Consider the following 16580-nt stretch of genomic DNA (forward strand, 5'->3'; position numbering starts at 1 on the left):
GGCCGTGCGAGCGGACGTCGGTAGCGCCCGGAGGAAACTTCCGGCCGGGGCCGAACGTTTTCCGCCGCCCGTGCGTCGTAGGGACGGAACGGGGTGAGGGAGGGGTGCGTGTTGCTGCGCAGAGGGACGCTTCGGCGCGGTAGGGCAAGTCAGGCGGGGGATCCGCGGGACCCCCTGGCCCCGGAGCAGGTGAGCCGGGTCAGGGCGGTCCTCGCGCTCGGCGGCGTGCCCGCGTCCGAGCTCCAGGACGGCGTCCAGCAGGTCCGTCTCAAGCTGCTCGAACGCGCCGCCGACGGCCGTGAGGCCCCACGCGACGTGTCCGCGTGGGCGGCCGTCGTCGCCTCCAACTGGGCGATGGACTACCACCGCGCGCGCCGCCGCCAGGACCGCCTCGGCGAACGCCTCGCCTCACTGCGTACGGAAAGCCATGCGGTGGAGGAGTCCAAGGTGCTCTCGCTCGCCGTCGCGAAAGGACTCGACGAACTGACCGACACCCAGCGCCAGGTGGTCGTCCTGCGTTTCTACGCGGACCTGTCCGTCCGCGGCATCGCGGAGCGCCTCGGCGTCCCCGAGGGCACGGTCAAGAGCAGGCTGCACGGGGCGGTGCGCGCGTTGCGCGCGCGGCTGCACGAGGACGAGGTGGTGTGACGTGGCCGGCGAGAGGGTCCCCGGGACCGAGGCGTACGACGGCGACGACCTGTTGATGGCGGCGATCACCGGGGCGGACGTGTCCGAGGAGGACAGCCGCTCGGCGGAGTACCACGCGGCGGTCGCCGACCTCGGCCAACTACGGCTCGTTCTGCGCGACTTGGGGGAGGAGCTGGCGGACGGACCCGCCGCGGAGCCGGAGCCCGTGGCGCGTCCCGTGCCGGCCGATCCCGAACGGGTGCGGGTGCGGCGCCGGCGGATGTTCGCCGTGGCGGTACGGGCGGTCGCGGCCGCGGGGGCGGTCGGGCTGTTCGGCGGGCTGCTGTGGATGGGGGCGCAGAACGGGCTCGGCGGCGACGCCGGTGACGCCAAGAGCCGTGGCGATGCGGCCAAGGCGCCCGGCTTCCAGGAGAGCGAGAGCGGCGCCGCGGACCAGGACGCGGGCGGCTCCTCCGACGAAGGGGCCGCGCAGGACCGCGGCGCCACCACCCGCGCCCAGCAGATCGCCTGCTCCCGCATCCTCGTCGAGGGCAGGGCGACCGAGCTGACCCCACGGCCGGGCGGCAAGGTCGACGTCACGCTCGCCGTCGACCGCTGGTACCGGCCGGAGCAGTCCGCGAAGACCCACCCGACGACCACCGTCACGCTCCCGGCCCTGACGGCCTCGGGCATCGAACGCGGCGAACTCGTCCTCATCACGGTCTACCGCCACGCGTCCGACGGCTACGGTGCGGAACAGGGCTGGGGCGTGGGGGACGTTCGCCCTGAACTCCTCGCGGCCCTGGAGGAGTCACGGGGCCTGGACTGCCCGACTCCTTGGCGGGAACGGCCCCGCCAGAAGGACTGACCCGCACACGAAAGGGCGGGCGCCCGGAACCCGGACGCCCGCCCCACCACGTACTGCCGAGAAGCCGCTTCCTTACGGAATGACCTTCTCGATCCGCACACTGCCCGAACCCGCCGTCGTCCCCTTGGCGTTCAGGACGCGGACCTCACCGAAGAACTGGCGTCCCTCGGGCGCGGCACCGGCGACGACGACCTCCGCGGAGACCTTCGCCGACGCGCCCTGCGCCAGGTCGACAGGCTTCGACGCGTCGACCTTCACCTCGCCCAGCGAGGGCGCGAAGTAGAGGTCGAGGTAGTCGAACTCGGTGCTGCCGGCCGGGACGTCATAGCCCTGGACCAGAGCGATGTACGTACCCGCCGCGGGCTTCGCCAGCGAGACGGCCTCTTCCGAGTCGCCGTCCGCGGACTGACCCACCAGCTGCGCCGAGCCGTTGACGATGCGGTAGAGGGCCAGGTCCAGGTCGGCGCCCTTGTCGGAGGTGTTGCCGATCGAGACGTCGAACCGCTCGGAACCGGCCGGAACCTCGACCCGGTACTGCTGCTGCGCCTGGTGCGCGATCGTCGGGCGCGCCTCCTTCGAGGAGCCCAGCGCACCGCCCGCGAGCTTGCCGCCGGTGATCGGCGCGAACTCGTTGGAGACGGTCCAGTCCACGGCCGCCGGCGTACCGATCTTCGCCTCGGCGATGGTCTGCACCGCCGGGTCGAAGGACACACCGAGCGCACTCGCGCTCAGCTGGTACGGGTTGTCGAGCAGCGGCGACGTACGACGGGACTCGACCTCGATCTCCCAGACGCCCGGCTGCGGGTTCGCGTACGAACGCAGGTCGGGGCGGCAGGTGTTGGCCGGGTTCTCGTAGTTCGGGTAGCAGTTCGGCGTCGAGGTCGGGTCGACCGGGACACCGTACGGGTGGATCGAGATGAAGCGGGTCTGGCTGCCCGCCTTCAGACCGCCGAGCGCGACCTCGAAGGTCTTGGCGCCCTTCGGGACCGTCACGAAGTACGACTTCGAGCTGTTGCGCTGCACCGAGCCCGAGGCCTTGAAGCCGAACGAAGGCTTCGCGAGCTCGGCGGAGGCGACCACCGTCGTCATGATCTGACGGTCGACGCCCTCGGTGCGCTCGTCGTCGAGCTCCAGGATCGCGCTGTGGATCCCGGCGGAGCCCGCCTTCGCCTGGACCTTCACGGTCACCGGCTTGTTGAGCGGCAGCCTGACCTCGTCGTCGCCGACGATACGGAACGTGCCGTCGTTGTTCTCGAAGTCCAGCTCGTGCTCGATCGCACGCGAAGAGCCCGAGGTACGGGTGATCTTGACGTCGTACGTCTTGCGCTCGCCGACCTTCAGGCCGCCCTCACGGTCGTAGAGACCGGTGCCGGAGCCGGGCGTCTTCAGGAACTCGTCGATCGCCGTGTCCACCGGCGCCGCGACGTCGTAGGCGTGCGCCGTGGCGCCCTTCTTGATCGCCTTCCACGCGCCCTCGATGTCGATCAGACCCGCGCCTTCCTCGTGCGCCTTGACGCCCGAGATGTGGTCGGCGGTCGAGGTGAGCGCGGTGCGCAGCGTGAGCGGCGAGAGCTCGATCTTCTTCTGCTTCGCGGCCGAGATCAGCAGCGCCGAGGCGCCCGCGGCCTGCGGGGAGGCCATCGAGGTGCCCTGCAGCATCGAGTAGCCGGCCGGCAGGGCGTAGCCCGCCTCCGGGACCGGGCCGCCGGGGATCCAGGTCTGCGTCGTGTTGATCGACGCACCCGGGGCCGACAGCGTCGGCGTGAAGCCGCCGTCCTCACGCGGACCGCGCGAGGAGAACGGCATCATGGCGTACTTCTTCTCCACGCCCGAGCCGTAGTTGGACGCCCAGGTCTCCTTGGAGATGGTCGCGCCGACCGAGATCACCTTGTCGGCGAGCGAGGGGTCACCGATGGTGTTGGTGCCCGGGCCGCTGTTACCGGCGGAGATGACCAGCTGGACGCCGAACTCGTCGATGAGACGGGTGTAGAGCGTGGCGCGCGCGTTGTTGCCGTCGTTCAGCGGCGGCAGACCGCCGATCGACATGTTGACGATGTCCACGCCGCGCTTGGTGACGAGGTCGATCATGCCCTCGGTGAGCGCGACGTTGGTGCAGCCGCCGCTCCAGGTGCAGGCACGCGAGGAGACCAGCTGGGCGCCGGGCGCCGCACCGTTCATCCGGCCGCCGAACAGCGAGTTGGCGGCGGTGATGCCGGCGACGTGCGTGCCGTGCTCGGACTCGATGATGCCGATGTTGACGTAGTCGGACTTGTCGCCGGCGTCGTTGTACACGACGTCCTTGCGGATCTCCGCCACGAACGGGACGCGCTCGACGACATCGGTCGCCGGGTCGTCCTTGCCGAAGTAGCCGACCTGGTGGCCGTCCTTGTACGGCTTCATGGCCTCGTCGTTGGTGAAGTCGCTGTCACCATTGAGGTCCACGCGTACCGTGCCCGCGGCCGCGTCGTACAGGACGCCCCACTTGTCGGTGGTGTCGCCGTCGCGGTTGAGGTCGCCGTTGGCGTCACCGCCGGTCGAGGCGGCCTCCTCGAACCACTCGACGGAGTACGAGCCCGCGGGCGCCGTCCAGGTCTTCCCGCCGAAGGTGAATGTCGGCCCGGAGACCGCGTTGCTCATCTGCCGCCAGGTCTCGTCGCCGTCGATGACCGGGTCGGTCGCCGTGACCCAGTCGACGATCTTGCGCTCGCCGGTGGTGGTCTTCTGCAGCGCCGGGTGGCCGAGGTCGACACCCGAGTCGAGGATGCCGATGGTGACACCGCGGCCGTCGGCCTTCGGGTTGTCCTCGACGAACTCCACCGCGCCCGTCTCGAAGGACGGGTTGTACGGGTTCTTCGCGGGGGTCTTCTTGCCGGGCGCCGGGTACGAGCCCGGAGCCGTACCGCCGTGGTTCTTCGCGCCCTTGGCACGGTCGCCGGCCGGCGTCGGGTCGTCGAGCTCGATCTCCTGGAGGAGGTCGATGCCCTTGACCGAGGAGAGCGCCGAGGCCTCCTTGATCGCGGCCTTCGCCTGCTTGGTGGGCACGGTCGCACGGACGTATCCGAGCTTGTCGTTCGTCTTGCCGACCATGCCGCCCTTGACCCCGTCGAAGGTCTTCGCGGCCTGCTCGGTCGCCCCTTCGGTGGTGGCCACCATGACGGTGACGGTCTTCTCGCCCTCGGCCTCGGCCTGGGCGAGAAGCTTGGCGTCGTCGGAGCCGAGCTTCTCGGCCGCGGCCTTCGCGGGAGCGGGCTCACCACCGGGGTCGGCGGCGAAGGAGGGCACGGGCCCTGCGGCGCCGAGCGCCGCAACAAGGCCTGCCGCCACGGCTATTCGGGCCGCGCGTCTGGCACCCGTTCGGGGTGCGCGCGGGGATTCGAGGGTCATCTGCGTCCCTGTGTGAAAGACGGGCAGGAAGGTGACAGTCCGGTCCAGCACGAGTGGGTCCGTAATCCGGTACCGGATGACCGCTCAGCATTACGTATGGGATGGGTGTTTGAGGAGGGCGCTTCCGTGGCGGGAAGAGACCATGGCGGACTTCCGCCATACGTCACCGGGAGCGTAAGGCTGCAATGTCGGGCAAAACCGAACGGGCGTGTGACCAGGTGTGGTTGAGGCGCTTCACGCGGTACGTGTGGGGTGCCCCGTCGGCACTCCTACCGGCCGGTGTCCACCCGCCCCACCGCCGGCCGCTCCCGCCACAGCCCGATCCCCACGTCCACCAGCCCCACCCGCGGCAGCCTCGGGACCGCGTCCAGCGGGTGCCAGGACGCCATGTCCGTGGAGCCGTCCGTCTCGTTGCGCAGCGTGCCGCCCGTGATCTCGCCCTCGTACACAAGGCGCAGCCCGTGGAAGTCCGCGAACGTGCCGAGCTTGCGCGGATAGCGGCGGCGGATCGAGTCGACACCGAGCAGCGTGACGGGCCGCACCGTGTACCCCGTCTCCTCCTCCGCCTCGCGGATCACCGTGTCGTACGGATCCTCGCCGTGCTCCATGCCGCCGCCGGGCAGCGTCCACCGTTTGCTGCCGTCCCCGGCGACCCAGCGGGCGAGCAGTAGCTGTCCGTCACGGACGCAGACGGCGTAGGCCGCCACCCTCAGCTCTTTGTGCACCCTGCACACGTTAAGGGCAGGACACCTGTACGCAGCCCTCCGTTCGCCAAACGACCGTCAGGTGACGGCCCGTTGCGGTACGTGCGGAACCCACGTGCCTACCCCGTGAGATGAACGCAGCGTGACCGGATCCGGTCGGTCCGACGAGCCGCTCATGAGCCCCGTATGACGGCCGCCACCTGGTGTGATCCACGTACGTGATCGGCCCGCGACGTTGCGGCCTCGTTTACGCGCAGGTCATTCCCGCTGCCAACGATCCAGTACGAGCGGGGAGTCCGGCCGGCACACCGAGCCTCGGGCCCCCGCGCACCACTGCCGACGCGTTCGCACCCGGGGAGGGCGCGCCATGCCGCGCACACGCTCTGTCGTCACCGCACTCGACCGCCGTCCCGCACCCGGGCGGCGCCACGCGCTCGACCGCCGCTCCTTCCTCGCCGCGGCGGGCGCCGTCTCCGCCTCGACCGGCGTCGGCCTCGCGGTCGGTCTCGGCGGCGGCGGGCCGCAGGCGCAGGCCGCCCGGCCCGCGGCACAGGCCGTCCGGCTCAACAACCGCCCCGCACCCGCCCCTCCGCTCGCCCCGTACAAGCGCGGCACCACGCTCGCCACGGTCGCGGCGCCCGGTTCAGGGCAGGGCTACCGCAGGCTGGGCAGCGGGCCCGCGTGGCCGCGGGTCGTGCGCGGCGAGATGGCGCGGGTGCAGCAGGGCAGGGACGGGCGGCGGCGGGCGCTTGCCGCGTTCGTGCAGTTCACCGATCTGCACATCGTGGACGCCCAGCACCCCAACCGCTACGAGTTCCTGCGCGCCGAGACCGCCAGTGCCTGGCGTCCGCAGGAGGCCCTCTCCGTGCAGGGCGCGGTGGCGCTGGTGGAGCGCGTCAACGCGCTCAGGGGCGCGCCCGCCACCGGCGCGCCCCTGAGTTTCGTGATGACGACCGGCGACAACACGGACAACAACTCCACCGCCGAACTCGACTGGTTCCTGCGGGCGCTGAGCGGCGGCACGATCGTCCCCAACACCGGCGACCCCCGCCGCTACGAGGGCGTCCAGGACAGCGGCCTTCCCCTCTACTGGCACCCGGACGGCGAGCTGCGCGACGCCGACAAGAAGGCGGGCTTCCCCCGGATCGGCGGCTTCCTCGACGCGGCGATCGGCGCCGTCCGCAGCCCCGGCCTGAACGTCCCCTGGTACTCCACGGTCGGCAACCACGACTCCCTTCCCGGCGGCTGCTTCGCGGGCGACAGCTGGTTCCACGACTTCTCCGTCGGCGACCGCAAACTCATGGAGCTCGACCCGTCCGAGGCCGCCCGTTTCTGGAAGGCGGTACGGGCCGGGGACGACCCGAAGGGCACGTACTTCAAGGAGCTCATCCGCACGCACCGCCGCGACCTGCGCCCCGTCACCCCGGACGCCGCCCGCGCCCCCTTCACGCGGGCCGCCTACCTGAAGGCGCACCTGGACCCCGTGCACACGGGCCCGGGACCGGTCGGCCACGGCTATACGGAGGCGAACCTCGCGGCCGGGACGCAGTACTACACCTTCGCCATCGCCGATGACGTCATCGGCGTCAGCCTCGACACCACCAACTCCGGCGGCCACTACGAGGGTTCGCTGGGCACCGAGCAGTGGAAGTGGCTGGAGCGCACGCTGGAGAAGGCGGCGAAGGACGGCCGGTACGCGATCGTTTTCAGCCATCACACCAGCACGACCATGCGCAACACCCGCCCCGACCCGGCCCGCCCGCGCGAGGCACGGCACGGCGGTCAGGAACTGGTCGGGCTCCTCAAGCGCCACCCGCGCGTCCTGGCCTGGGTGAACGGGCACAGCCACAAGAACAGGATCCGCCCGCGCGGCACGTTCTGGGAGATCACCACGGCCTCCCACATCGACTTCCCGCAACTGGCCCGGGTGATCGAGATCGCCGACAACAAGGACGGCACGCTCTCGCTCTTCACGACCCTCGTCGAGTCCTCGGCCCCGCACCGTACGTCCTTCGAGGACCTCACCCAGACGGGCCTCGCCTCGCTCTACCGCGAACTGTCCTTCAACTCGCCCGGCCGCAACGCGGAGCTGCTCGGAGAGCCGTACGACCGCAACACGGAACTGCTGCTGCGCAAGCGCTGACCGGGCACTTCGTCCCCCTGGCCCGAACGGCCGATTCGCACTCAACCCCGTCACCCTGCTCAACCACCCCCGACGGTGTACGGTCCTGCCTCCCGACAGCGCACGAGACACGGTTCGGGGAACGGAAGAGGCGGGGACGGATGACGGTACGAGTGGTGCGGCCACTGCGCACGGGCGCGATCGGTGTCGTGGTGGCGGGCGCGGTGGCCGCGACGCTGCTTGCGGGGCCGGCGGAGGCGTCGGGGAGCGGGGCGGCCGGGGCGTCGGGGAGCGGCAAGGGGCGAGGCCATGCCGCCACCCAGTCCGCGCTCGACGCCGTCGTGGCAGCGGGGGTCCCGGGCGTGACGGCCCGCGTGACGGACCGCCACGGGACCTGGAAGGGCACCTCGGGCGTCGGCGACCTGTCCGACGGCACCCCGCGCGGCGCCCGCGACCGGTACCGCGTCGGCTCGGTCACCAAGACCTTCGTCGCCACGGTCCTGCTCCAACTGCAGGGCGAAGGACGGGTGGACCTGGACGACCCGGTGGAGAAGTGGCTGCCCGGCCTCGTACGCGGCGAGGGCTACGACGCCGAACGGATCACCCTGCGGCATCTGCTCAACCACACCAGCGGGATCTACGACTTCCTGGACGACGAGGAGTTCGCGGGCAGATTCTTCACCGAGGAATTCTTCGACCACCGCTACGACACCTTCACCCCGCAGGAACTGGTCGCCACGGGCGTACGCAACAAGGCCCGCTTCGAGCCCGGCGAGGAGTGGGACTACTCCAACACCAACTACGTCCTCGCCGCCCTCGTCATCGAGAAGGCCACCGGCGAGGCGTACGGCGACGAGATCGAGCGCCGCATCATCAAGCCGCTCGGCCTGCGCGGCACGTCGGTCCCGGGCACCGACTCCCGCGTACCGAAGCCGAGTTCGCGCGCGTACCACTCGTTCACCGGACCCGGCGGAAAGCTCCGGGACGTCACGGAACTCAACCCGAGCGCCGCGTTCGGCTCCGGCGAGATGATCTCCGACTCCCGCGACCTGACCCGCTTCTACTCCGCGCTCCTGCGCGGCCGCCTGCTGCCGCGCGAGCAGCTCGCCGAAATGAAGGACACGGTCGAAGTGGCCCCGGGCACCGACTACGGGCTCGGCCTGCAGCGCTGGCGTACATCCTGCGGCGTGCTGGTCTGGGGCCACGGCGGGGACATCCACGGCTCGTCGACCACCGCGGTGACCACCTCCGACGGCCGGCACACGATCGCCTTCAACTACAACGCGATCAGGACGGCCCAGTGGAAGCCGGTGGTGGAGGCCGAGTTCTGCGGCGACTGAGGACCCTGCCCTCGGAGGCCCTCAGCGCGGCAGCACGACCACATACGCGGCCGGCTCCCGGTCTGTCGATGCCATCAACGCGGTCCGTACGACAGCGGCCTGCTGCTCGACGCTGTCCCTCAGCTTGCGCGGCGTGACGTGCACGACGGTGATCCCGAGCCGCTCCAAGTGCTCCCGCTTACGGGCGTATTCGGACCACAGCGCGTCGTCATCCTGCCGCGGAGCCCGCGTATCCAACTCGACCGCCACGGCCTGATCGGGCCAGTACGCATCCACACCGCCGAGCGACGGGCCGCCGGGCAGCCGCAGATCCACGTTCCACAGCGGATCCGGCAGCCCGTGCTCGGCGACCATCCGGTACAGCCGGTCCTCGGCGATCGCCCGCCCCTCGGCGAGCAGCGAGTCGACGGCATCGACGACATGCGGCCGACTGAGCAGCCGCGCGAGGTTCAACTCCCGTACGACGGCCGCCGGTTCGCAGTGCCCGCCCCGTACGGCCTCCGTCAGGAGCCGCCGTACGACCCCCGCATCGTCCAGCTCGGCCACGGCATCCGCGAGGGCCCGCGGCACGGGTGCGACGGGCAGCCCGGTGACGGACTGCGGCCGCGGCATCGCGGACGTCCGCACGATCCGCGCGAAATGCACGGACCGCAGCCGCCGCGTACGGGGCACGAGCACGTCGATCCGGTCGAGCGAGGGGAGCGGGGGCGCGGCGGAGAACCCGTGCAGGGTGAGCGCGGCGAGCCCCGTCACCATCACGTCCTCGTACCCGAACACCTCCGCGCTCTCCTTCTCTCTCCTGTACGAGGAGGGGTGACGGGCCATCGCCCCGCGCTCCTCGGCGGACCGCTCGACGGGCGTGCGCTCCGTCCGCCGACGCTCCTCGGGCGGAAGCGAGGCGGCCGCGGCCGAGGCAGCGGACTGACGCGGCATCGACAGCGTCCCCGTCTGCCGCGGCACGGTACTGAGCCCGGGCGCGGTCCCGGTCCCCCCGGCGGTGACCCCGGGCACGGGCCCACCGGGCGCCCGCCCCGCGTACAGGAGCACGGCGTGCAGCCGTTCCTCACTGGTCGGCGGCCCGGGATGCAACAGATACACACCGGGCAACAACTGCTGCCACGGTCCACCGGGCCGGCACTGCGCATTGACCTCGGCCGCACTCACCCCGTGCCCACGAAGCTGGGCCGAGCTGAGCACACGCCGGGAGACGTCGGAGAGGTGATGCAGGGGGCGGGGGGAGAGCGGGGTGTTGTGGTTCATGGCCATGGATTTCCCGCTGGGTGACCACCCTCTAACCGCTGTTACGGCCCTGTCGCATAAACCGGACAATCCTGCACTAAAGGACGGACGTTCGAGAGCCGAGAAGGGCTGGTCCGGATGGGGGTTACGGGGTGGGGTGGAGATGGTGTGTCACGGGTGTGTTGCGGAGCCCGCGGGATTCGAGCCTCCGCAGTCTTCACTGCGGAGACCGGGCCGTGCAGGATCGTCCTGCGTTCCCGGTGCTCGGGTGCACCGGTGAGGCGCAAGGGGCGGGGGGCGGGCGCGGGATGGGCGCGGGGCATGGGCAGACGGTGGCAGTCGCGGGCACGGTCGCGGCGACGGCGGACTTCATGGCACGGCAGCGGACCCTTGCCCGGCGGATGGCGCTGTCCGCGGCTGTACTGCTTGCCGTCGGGGTGACGGCGGGGCTCGTCGGAGGCGAGGACGACGAGGGTCCGCTGGTCGTGGTGACGGTCGTGTGCCTGGTCTTCTCGGCGGGCGTGGCCCTCACCTGGTGCGCCTATGCCGTGCACCGGCGGCGGACGCGGCGCGCGTTGAACGCCCGGCCTTGGGAGGCTTGCACCGCCGTCCTCTTCGCCGCGGGCACGTTCGCTGCCACTTGTGCCGTACGTGACCCGTCCACCGGCGAACCGGTGGCTCTGCGCGTGGTCTCGGGACCGTTCGGCCGGCCACTGCCGCTGCCGCCCGGCATGCCGGGGTTCCTGTGGTGGTGCAGGGAGGCGGGCGGCCGGGGTGCAGTCGCGTGCGCCGGTGGTGCGTATCCGTACCGAGTGCGGCCTGTGCGCGGCGCGATGATGCGGCGGCGCATACACCGCAAGGCCGTGGAGCATGGGCTCCTGGACCACCCGATGCCACAACCGCTCACGCGGCACGTCGCACCCGCGCTTCCTGAACGTGCGGCGCTTCCTGAACGTGCGCACCGTCCCCAGCCCCGCCGCAGGCCGGTGTTCCGCTGGATCGCACTGCTCGGCCTGGTGGTTGCGGGTCTCGGTCTGGCCGGATACCTCGCCTCGGAGAGCGACCCCATGGTGGAGCTGACGGTCCTTGAGCACCACAAGGGCGGCGGGTGCACCGTCAGTTGGACCGATCCGAGGGACGGCACGGAACGCCGCGGCCCCTTCGCCTGCGACCCCGCCTTCGATTGGGACCTCGGCTGGATCGTCTCGTACGGCCCCTGGGAGGGCGAGCTCTACAACAGCGCGCATGAAGGAGCACCTGCCAACCAGGTCAATGACGGCCTCGGCATCGCCGGCTTCTCGATCGCCGGTGTGGCCCTGGTGTCCGGGGGACTGCGCACGCTCGTACGCATCCGGAGACAGCGCCTCGCAGAGGAGCCGGAGCACCGGACACCGGAGCAACCACTGACCGGACCCGCTGCCGACTTCCTGGACCCGCCTTCCCCGCCGGACCTCTCCTACGCCGCCCTGTCCGCCCTCGCCCGCAGCCAGATGCTGCTCCCGCCGAAGGAAATGCCGGTCGGAACGCCGCGTCTCCAGGAGCTGCGCGACCGTCCGTGGTGGCGTATCGGCGTGCTGCTCAAACTGTCCTCGGTCCGGGACATGGTGGCCGCCTTCTCGGCTGCCGCGGTCCTCTTCGGGCTCTGGTGGTGGTCGGATGGCCCCAGCTTGCTGGGGCTGTGCATCCTGAACGCGGCCATCGCCCTATGGCGTGCCTTCCGCGCGATCCGCGGCGTGCCGCTCGCCCGCGCACTGGCACACGCCGCGGCGTCATCGCACACCCTCACCCGACGCTACGTACTGCTCCACGTCGGTCAGTACGAAGCCGTGTTCCTCGTGCTCTTCGCTGCAGACGGCAACGAGGAGAGCCTCCCCGAGGCCACCCTGAGACTCCACCTCCCGGGCACCCCCGACCACCCCCATCGCGGCCTGCCCGCCCCGGTGGGCTTGACCCGCCTGCACTACGTCCCCACCGACGCGGCCCCACGCATATACGTGCCATGGGTCTCCGGCCGCCCTCTGTGGCCGACGGAACGCTTGGACCTGGACGCACCGATTCACCCGGATTACCTCCGGGCGCTGGTGGCGATCGGTCCGCTGTGAGATCGGGGACCGGGGAAAGAGGAAGGCGGGGCAGGGCTCCAGTGGCCCCGCCCCGCCTCACCCCACAAGATCAGCTCGCCGAAGCCCCCGCATCACAAACCTGCCCCCGCAAAACCCGAGCCAGATCATCCCAAGCCTCAAGCACAAGCCGCCGCAGCGCCGGCGCCGCCGACTCGTGCGCACTCAGCCAGGAGTCCGTGGCCGCCAGCGTCTCAGGGGAGTCCTGGAGTGAGGGGAACAGGCCCCGGACCACGTCCATGCCGATCTGGATGGAGCGGTCGGACCAGATCTTCTCGATGACCTCGAAGTACTTCGGGGCGTACGGGGCGATCAGGTCGCGCTGGGACGGCTGGGTGAAGCCGGAGATCGTGGCCTCCACCAGCGCGTTGGACAGCGCGTCCGACTCGATGACCTCCGCCCAGGCCTGGGCCTTGACCGCCGCCGAGGGGCGGGCGGCCAGGCAGCGGACGTGGTGGCGCTTGCCCGAGGCCGTGTCGTCGCGGGACAGTTCGGCGTCCAGGAGGGCGACGGAGGCGTGGCCCGAGGAAGCGAGTGGTTCGAGGAAGGCCCAGCGCAGTTCCTGGTCGACGTCCAGGCCGTCGATGGACGCGGTTCCGTCGAGGAGGCCGGAGAGCAGCTGGTGGTCGGCTTCGGTGGAGGCGACCGAGGCGAAGAAGCGGGACCAGGTCAGCTGGTGCTGGCTGCCCGGTTCGGCCAGGCGGAGTTCCTTCAGGGCGCCGGCGGAGAGCAGTTGCTCGCCTTCCGGACGCCAGGCAGGCGCCGCGTAGTGGACGAGGGCCGAGCGCGCCCACGTGTGCAGCATCTGGAGCACGCCGATGTCGGACTCGCGGCCCGCGAACGCCAGGACGAGGGAGATGAAGTCCCGGGCCGGCATGAGCGCGTCGCGGGTCAGGTTCCACAGCGCCGACCAGCACAGGGCGCGCGCCAGCGGGTCGGTGATCTCGCCCAGGTGGGAACGGAGCGTCTCCAGGGAGCCCTCGTCGAAGCGGATCTTGCAGTACGTGAGGTCGTCGTCGTTGACCAGGATCAGGTCGGGCTTCTCCGCACCCGCGAGCTCGGTGATGACCGTGCGCGGCCCGTCGACATCCGCCTCGGCGCGTGCGTAGCGCGTCAGTTCACCGGACGGCGTACGGCGGTAGAGGCCGATCGCCACGCGGTGCGGGCGGAGGGTGGGGTGCGACTCGGCCGCCTCCTGGAGGACGGCGAGTTCGACGATACGGCCCGCCGCGTCGTAAGTGGCGGCGGGGGTGAGGGAGTTGACGCCCGCCGTCTGGAGCCATGAGCGCGACCACGCCGCCATGTCGCGGCCCGAGGTCTCTTCGAGGACGGAGAGGAGATCGCCGAGCTGCGTGTTCCCGTACGCGTGCCGCTTGAAGTAGCGCCGCGCGCCTTCGAGGAACGCGTCCTGGCCCGCGTACGCCACCAGCTGCTTCAACACGGAAGCACCCTTCGCGTACGTGATCCCGTCGAAGTTGAGCTTCGCGTCCTCCAGGTCACGGATGTCGGCCGTGATCGGGTGCGTGGACGGCAGCTGGTCGGCGCGGTACGCCCAGGACTTGCGGTTGTTGGCGAAAGTGATCCAGCCGTTGGTGAAGCGCGTGCAGCCCACCATCGAGAACGAGCCCATGAAGTCCGCGAAGGACTCCTTCAGCCACAGGTCGTCCCACCACTCCATGGTCACGAGGTCGCCGAACCACATGTGCGCCATCTCGTGCAGGATGACGTTCGCACGTCGCTCGTACGAGGCCTGCGTGACCTTGCCGCGGAAGATGAACTCCTCGCGGAAGGTGACGAGGCCCGGGTTCTCCATCGCGCCCAGGTTGTACTCGGGCACGAAGGCCTGGTCGTACTTCCCGAAGGGGTACGGGTAGTCGAAGTGGTCGTGGAAGAAGTCCAGGCCCTGCTTCGTGATGAGGAAGACGTCGTCCGCGTCGAAGTGCTTGGCGAGGCCCTTGCGGCACATCGCGCCGAGCGGGATGTCGAGGGTCGTGCCGTCCGCGAACTTGCGCGTGTACGAGTCCGTCACATAGTGGTACGGGCCCGCCACGAAGGCCGTGATGTACGAGGAGATCGGCTTGGTCTCCGCGAACCGCCACACACCGTCGGTCAGTTCGCCGACGCCGTTCGACCAGGCCGTCCAGCCCTCGGGCGCGCGCACCTCCATACGGAAGGGCGCCTTGAGGTCGGGCTGCTCGAAGCAGGTCATGACGCGGCGCGAGTCGGCCGGCTCGTACTGCGTGTAGAGGTAGACCTCGCCGTCCTCGGGGTCGACGAAGCGGTGCATGCCCTCGCCGGTCCGGCTGTAGGCGCACTGCGCGTCCACGACCAGCTCGTTCTCGGCCCGCAGGTCCTCCAGGGTCACGCGCGAGCCGTCGAAGACCTCCGACGGGTCGAGGTCGACGCCGTTCAGGGACACGGCCGTGACGCTCGGCGCGATCAGGTCCGCGAAGGAGGCCGCGCCCGGCTCGGAGCAGCGGAAGCGGATGGTCGTCACTGAACGGAACGTACGCGGCTCGTCCGCCGTGTCACCGACCGCGGACCTGAGGTCGAGCGAGACCTCGTAGCCGTCGACGGACAGCAGCGCGGCCCGCTCCCGGGCCTCGTCGCGGGACAGGTTCTCTCCGGGCACGGGTACTCCCTCGTATCGCGCATCGCATGCTCGTATCGCGCATCGCTTGGTGATCGGACCTCTTGTGGTGTCGCAATCCATAGGATCCTCCCATGTCGGCCACGGGCCGGACATCCGGGGAACGGCCCCGGGAATGAGCCCGTGCGCTGCGGTGTTCGTCCGGCAGACGAGTCGAGGCAAGTCGATGGAGGATGGAACCGCCATGAGCGAGCAGGCTGCGCAGAACGCGGGAGAAACGGTCACCGCGGACTTCTGGTTCGACCCCCTGTGCCCCTGGGCCTGGATGACCTCGCGCTGGATGCTGGAGGTCGAGAAGGTGCGGCCCATCAAGGTGCGCTGGCACGTGATGAGCCTGTCCGTGCTCAACGAGGGCCGGGACGACCTGCCCGAGGTGTACAAGGAGCTCCTGGAGAAGGGCTGGGGTCCGGTGCGTGTGGTCACTGCGGCGCAGCAGCTGCACGGCGACGACGTGGTCGGTCCGCTGTACACCGCGATCGGCACCCGCTTCCACAACCGCGGCGAGGGCGCGACGCTGGAGTCGGTCTCCGCCGCGCTCGAAGAGGTCGGGCTGCCCGCCGACCTGATCGACTACGCGGACAAGGACACGTACGACACCGAGCTGCGCGCCTCCCACAAGGAGGGCATCGACAAGGTCGGCCAGGACGTCGGCACCCCGGTCATCGCGGTGCCCGGCGCGGACGGCGAGCAGATCGCGTTCTTCGGCCCGGTCGTCACCCCGGCCCCGCAGGGCGAGGCCGCGGCCCGCCTGTGGGACGGCACGCTCCTGGTCGCCTCGACCCCCGGCTTCTACGAGATCAAGCGCACGCGTACGGCGGAGCCGGACTTCTCGAACCTGGCCTGAGGCCCCGGTGCCGCCGCCTTCCGGACGCCTCCGGGAGGCGGCGGCCCACGCGCTCGCTTAGCGTCCCCTCATGGGGACGACCACGTTGATCGGCGCCGAGGGCGGGCGCGAGGACCCGTACCTGCCCAATGGCAACGCCCCGTACGCCACCCTCACTCCGCGCCTCACCGACCACGTCGTGCAGGTGGCCACCCGTGCCCTGCCCCCACTGTGGTCCCTGCTCGGCCTGCGCACCGCGGCCGGCGCCCTGCGCCACTACCTGCGCGGCACGGGCCGCCCGTACCGCCTCGACGCCCGCGCCCTGCTCGCCCTGCCCGTCGTCCGCACGGCGGTCGACACCCAGCTGGCCCGCTGGCGCGCGGAGGCCGCGAGCCTCGGCCCCGGCTCGTACGCGGCGGACAGCGGCTGGCGCGGAGTCACCATCACGCGCAGCGGATCCGCCGATCTCTGGCTCGCGCTGCGCGGCGTCCAGTACCGCCTGACCGGCACCGTCGACGTACCCGAGCACGCGGGACCCGCCACGATCACGTACCGCTTCCACGTCCACAAGACCTGGAACTTCGACCGCGGCGAGACCGAGTACGGCATTCCCTTCACCCCCTTCGCCCGGCTCCATGAGACCGGTCTGGCCAGGGAGTTCGAGGCGGTGGGGGAGCTGGACGGGCTGGTGGACGCGGGCTGA

At 70.9% G+C, this 16580-nt stretch carries 11 protein-coding genes; 7 read left to right on the forward strand and 4 right to left on the reverse strand.

The window, feature by feature from the left end; genetic code table 11:
* The first annotated feature begins 111 nt into the window (after nucleotides 1-111).
* Together ACIBI4_RS34380 and ACIBI4_RS34385 are read left to right on the forward strand one after the other, a co-directional pair.
* On the forward strand, nucleotides 112-648 hold the full coding sequence (locus ACIBI4_RS34380) for an RNA polymerase sigma factor (RefSeq protein ID WP_399208197.1): 537 nt from the start codon (nucleotides 112-114) through the stop codon (nucleotides 646-648).
* Between the two features lies 1 nt (nucleotide 649).
* Complete coding sequence (locus ACIBI4_RS34385; RefSeq protein ID WP_399208170.1) at nucleotides 650-1495, forward strand: hypothetical protein; 846 nt, start codon at nucleotides 650-652, stop codon at nucleotides 1493-1495.
* A gap of 72 nt (nucleotides 1496-1567) precedes the next feature.
* Here the strand turns inward: ACIBI4_RS34385 and ACIBI4_RS34390 are convergent, their stop codons facing one another.
* The gene (locus ACIBI4_RS34390) at nucleotides 1568-4879 is read right to left on the reverse strand and encodes a S8 family serine peptidase (protein WP_399208171.1); all 3312 of its coding nucleotides are present in this window, start codon (nucleotides 4877-4879) and stop codon (nucleotides 1568-1570) included.
* A gap of 269 nt (nucleotides 4880-5148) precedes the next feature.
* Nucleotides 5149-5604 (reverse strand): NUDIX hydrolase, encoded by a 456-nt coding sequence (locus ACIBI4_RS34395; RefSeq protein ID WP_399208172.1) that lies wholly within the window; start codon nucleotides 5602-5604, stop codon nucleotides 5149-5151.
* 346 nt (nucleotides 5605-5950) lie between these two features.
* On the opposite strand from ACIBI4_RS34395, the gene ACIBI4_RS34400 reads away from it, so the two are divergent.
* Both ACIBI4_RS34400 and ACIBI4_RS34405 read left to right on the forward strand, forming a co-directional pair.
* Nucleotides 5951-7726 (forward strand): TIGR03767 family metallophosphoesterase, encoded by a 1776-nt coding sequence (locus ACIBI4_RS34400; protein WP_399208173.1) that lies wholly within the window; start codon nucleotides 5951-5953, stop codon nucleotides 7724-7726.
* A 140-nt stretch (nucleotides 7727-7866) separates the two neighbouring features.
* On the forward strand, nucleotides 7867-9045 hold the full coding sequence (locus ACIBI4_RS34405) for a serine hydrolase domain-containing protein (RefSeq protein ID WP_399208174.1): 1179 nt from the start codon (nucleotides 7867-7869) through the stop codon (nucleotides 9043-9045).
* Between the two features lie 21 nt (nucleotides 9046-9066).
* Here ACIBI4_RS34405 and ACIBI4_RS34410 read toward each other — a convergent pair whose 3' ends face one another.
* Nucleotides 9067-10305 (reverse strand): hypothetical protein, encoded by a 1239-nt coding sequence (locus tag ACIBI4_RS34410; protein WP_399208175.1) that lies wholly within the window; start codon nucleotides 10303-10305, stop codon nucleotides 9067-9069.
* A 215-nt stretch (nucleotides 10306-10520) separates the two neighbouring features.
* Between ACIBI4_RS34410 and ACIBI4_RS34415 the strand changes: the two genes are divergently transcribed.
* Nucleotides 10521-12386, forward strand: a complete 1866-nt coding sequence (locus ACIBI4_RS34415; protein ID WP_399208176.1) for a hypothetical protein — start codon at nucleotides 10521-10523, stop codon at nucleotides 12384-12386.
* A 70-nt stretch (nucleotides 12387-12456) separates the two neighbouring features.
* On the opposite strand, the gene pepN is transcribed toward ACIBI4_RS34415, so the two are convergent.
* Entirely contained in the window at nucleotides 12457-15036 is a 2580-nt protein-coding gene (gene pepN / locus ACIBI4_RS34420) for an aminopeptidase N (protein WP_399208177.1), read from the reverse strand.
* 202 nt (nucleotides 15037-15238) lie between these two features.
* On the opposite strand from pepN, the gene ACIBI4_RS34425 reads away from it, so the two are divergent.
* Both ACIBI4_RS34425 and ACIBI4_RS34430 read left to right on the forward strand, forming a co-directional pair.
* Nucleotides 15239-15898: a disulfide bond formation protein DsbA gene (locus ACIBI4_RS34425; protein ID WP_399208178.1), complete on the forward strand. Its 660-nt coding sequence runs from the start codon at nucleotides 15239-15241 to the stop codon at nucleotides 15896-15898.
* Between the two features lie 70 nt (nucleotides 15899-15968).
* Entirely contained in the window at nucleotides 15969-16580 is a 612-nt protein-coding gene (locus ACIBI4_RS34430) for a hypothetical protein (protein ID WP_399208179.1), read from the forward strand.

It is taken from the genome of Streptomyces sp. NPDC050418, from assembly GCF_044458745.1.
Lineage (GTDB): Bacteria > Actinomycetota > Actinomycetes > Streptomycetales > Streptomycetaceae > Streptomyces.

What these genes read in the sequence shown, in the direction of transcription:
- ACIBI4_RS34390 (WP_399208171.1), bottom strand. Translation starts at nt 4,879, where the DNA reads ATGACCCTCGAATCCCCGCGCGCACCCCGAACGGGTGCCAGACGCGCG.
- ACIBI4_RS34400 (WP_399208173.1), top strand. Translation starts at nt 5,951, where the DNA reads ATGCCGCGCACACGCTCTGTCGTCACCGCACTCGACCGCCGTCCCGCA.
- ACIBI4_RS34405 (WP_399208174.1), top strand. Translation starts at nt 7,867, where the DNA reads ATGACGGTACGAGTGGTGCGGCCACTGCGCACGGGCGCGATCGGTGTC.
- ACIBI4_RS34410 (WP_399208175.1), bottom strand. Translation starts at nt 10,305, where the DNA reads ATGAACCACAACACCCCGCTCTCCCCCCGCCCCCTGCATCACCTCTCC.
- ACIBI4_RS34425 (WP_399208178.1), top strand. Translation starts at nt 15,239, where the DNA reads ATGAGCGAGCAGGCTGCGCAGAACGCGGGAGAAACGGTCACCGCGGAC.
- ACIBI4_RS34430 (WP_399208179.1), top strand. Translation starts at nt 15,969, where the DNA reads ATGGGGACGACCACGTTGATCGGCGCCGAGGGCGGGCGCGAGGACCCG.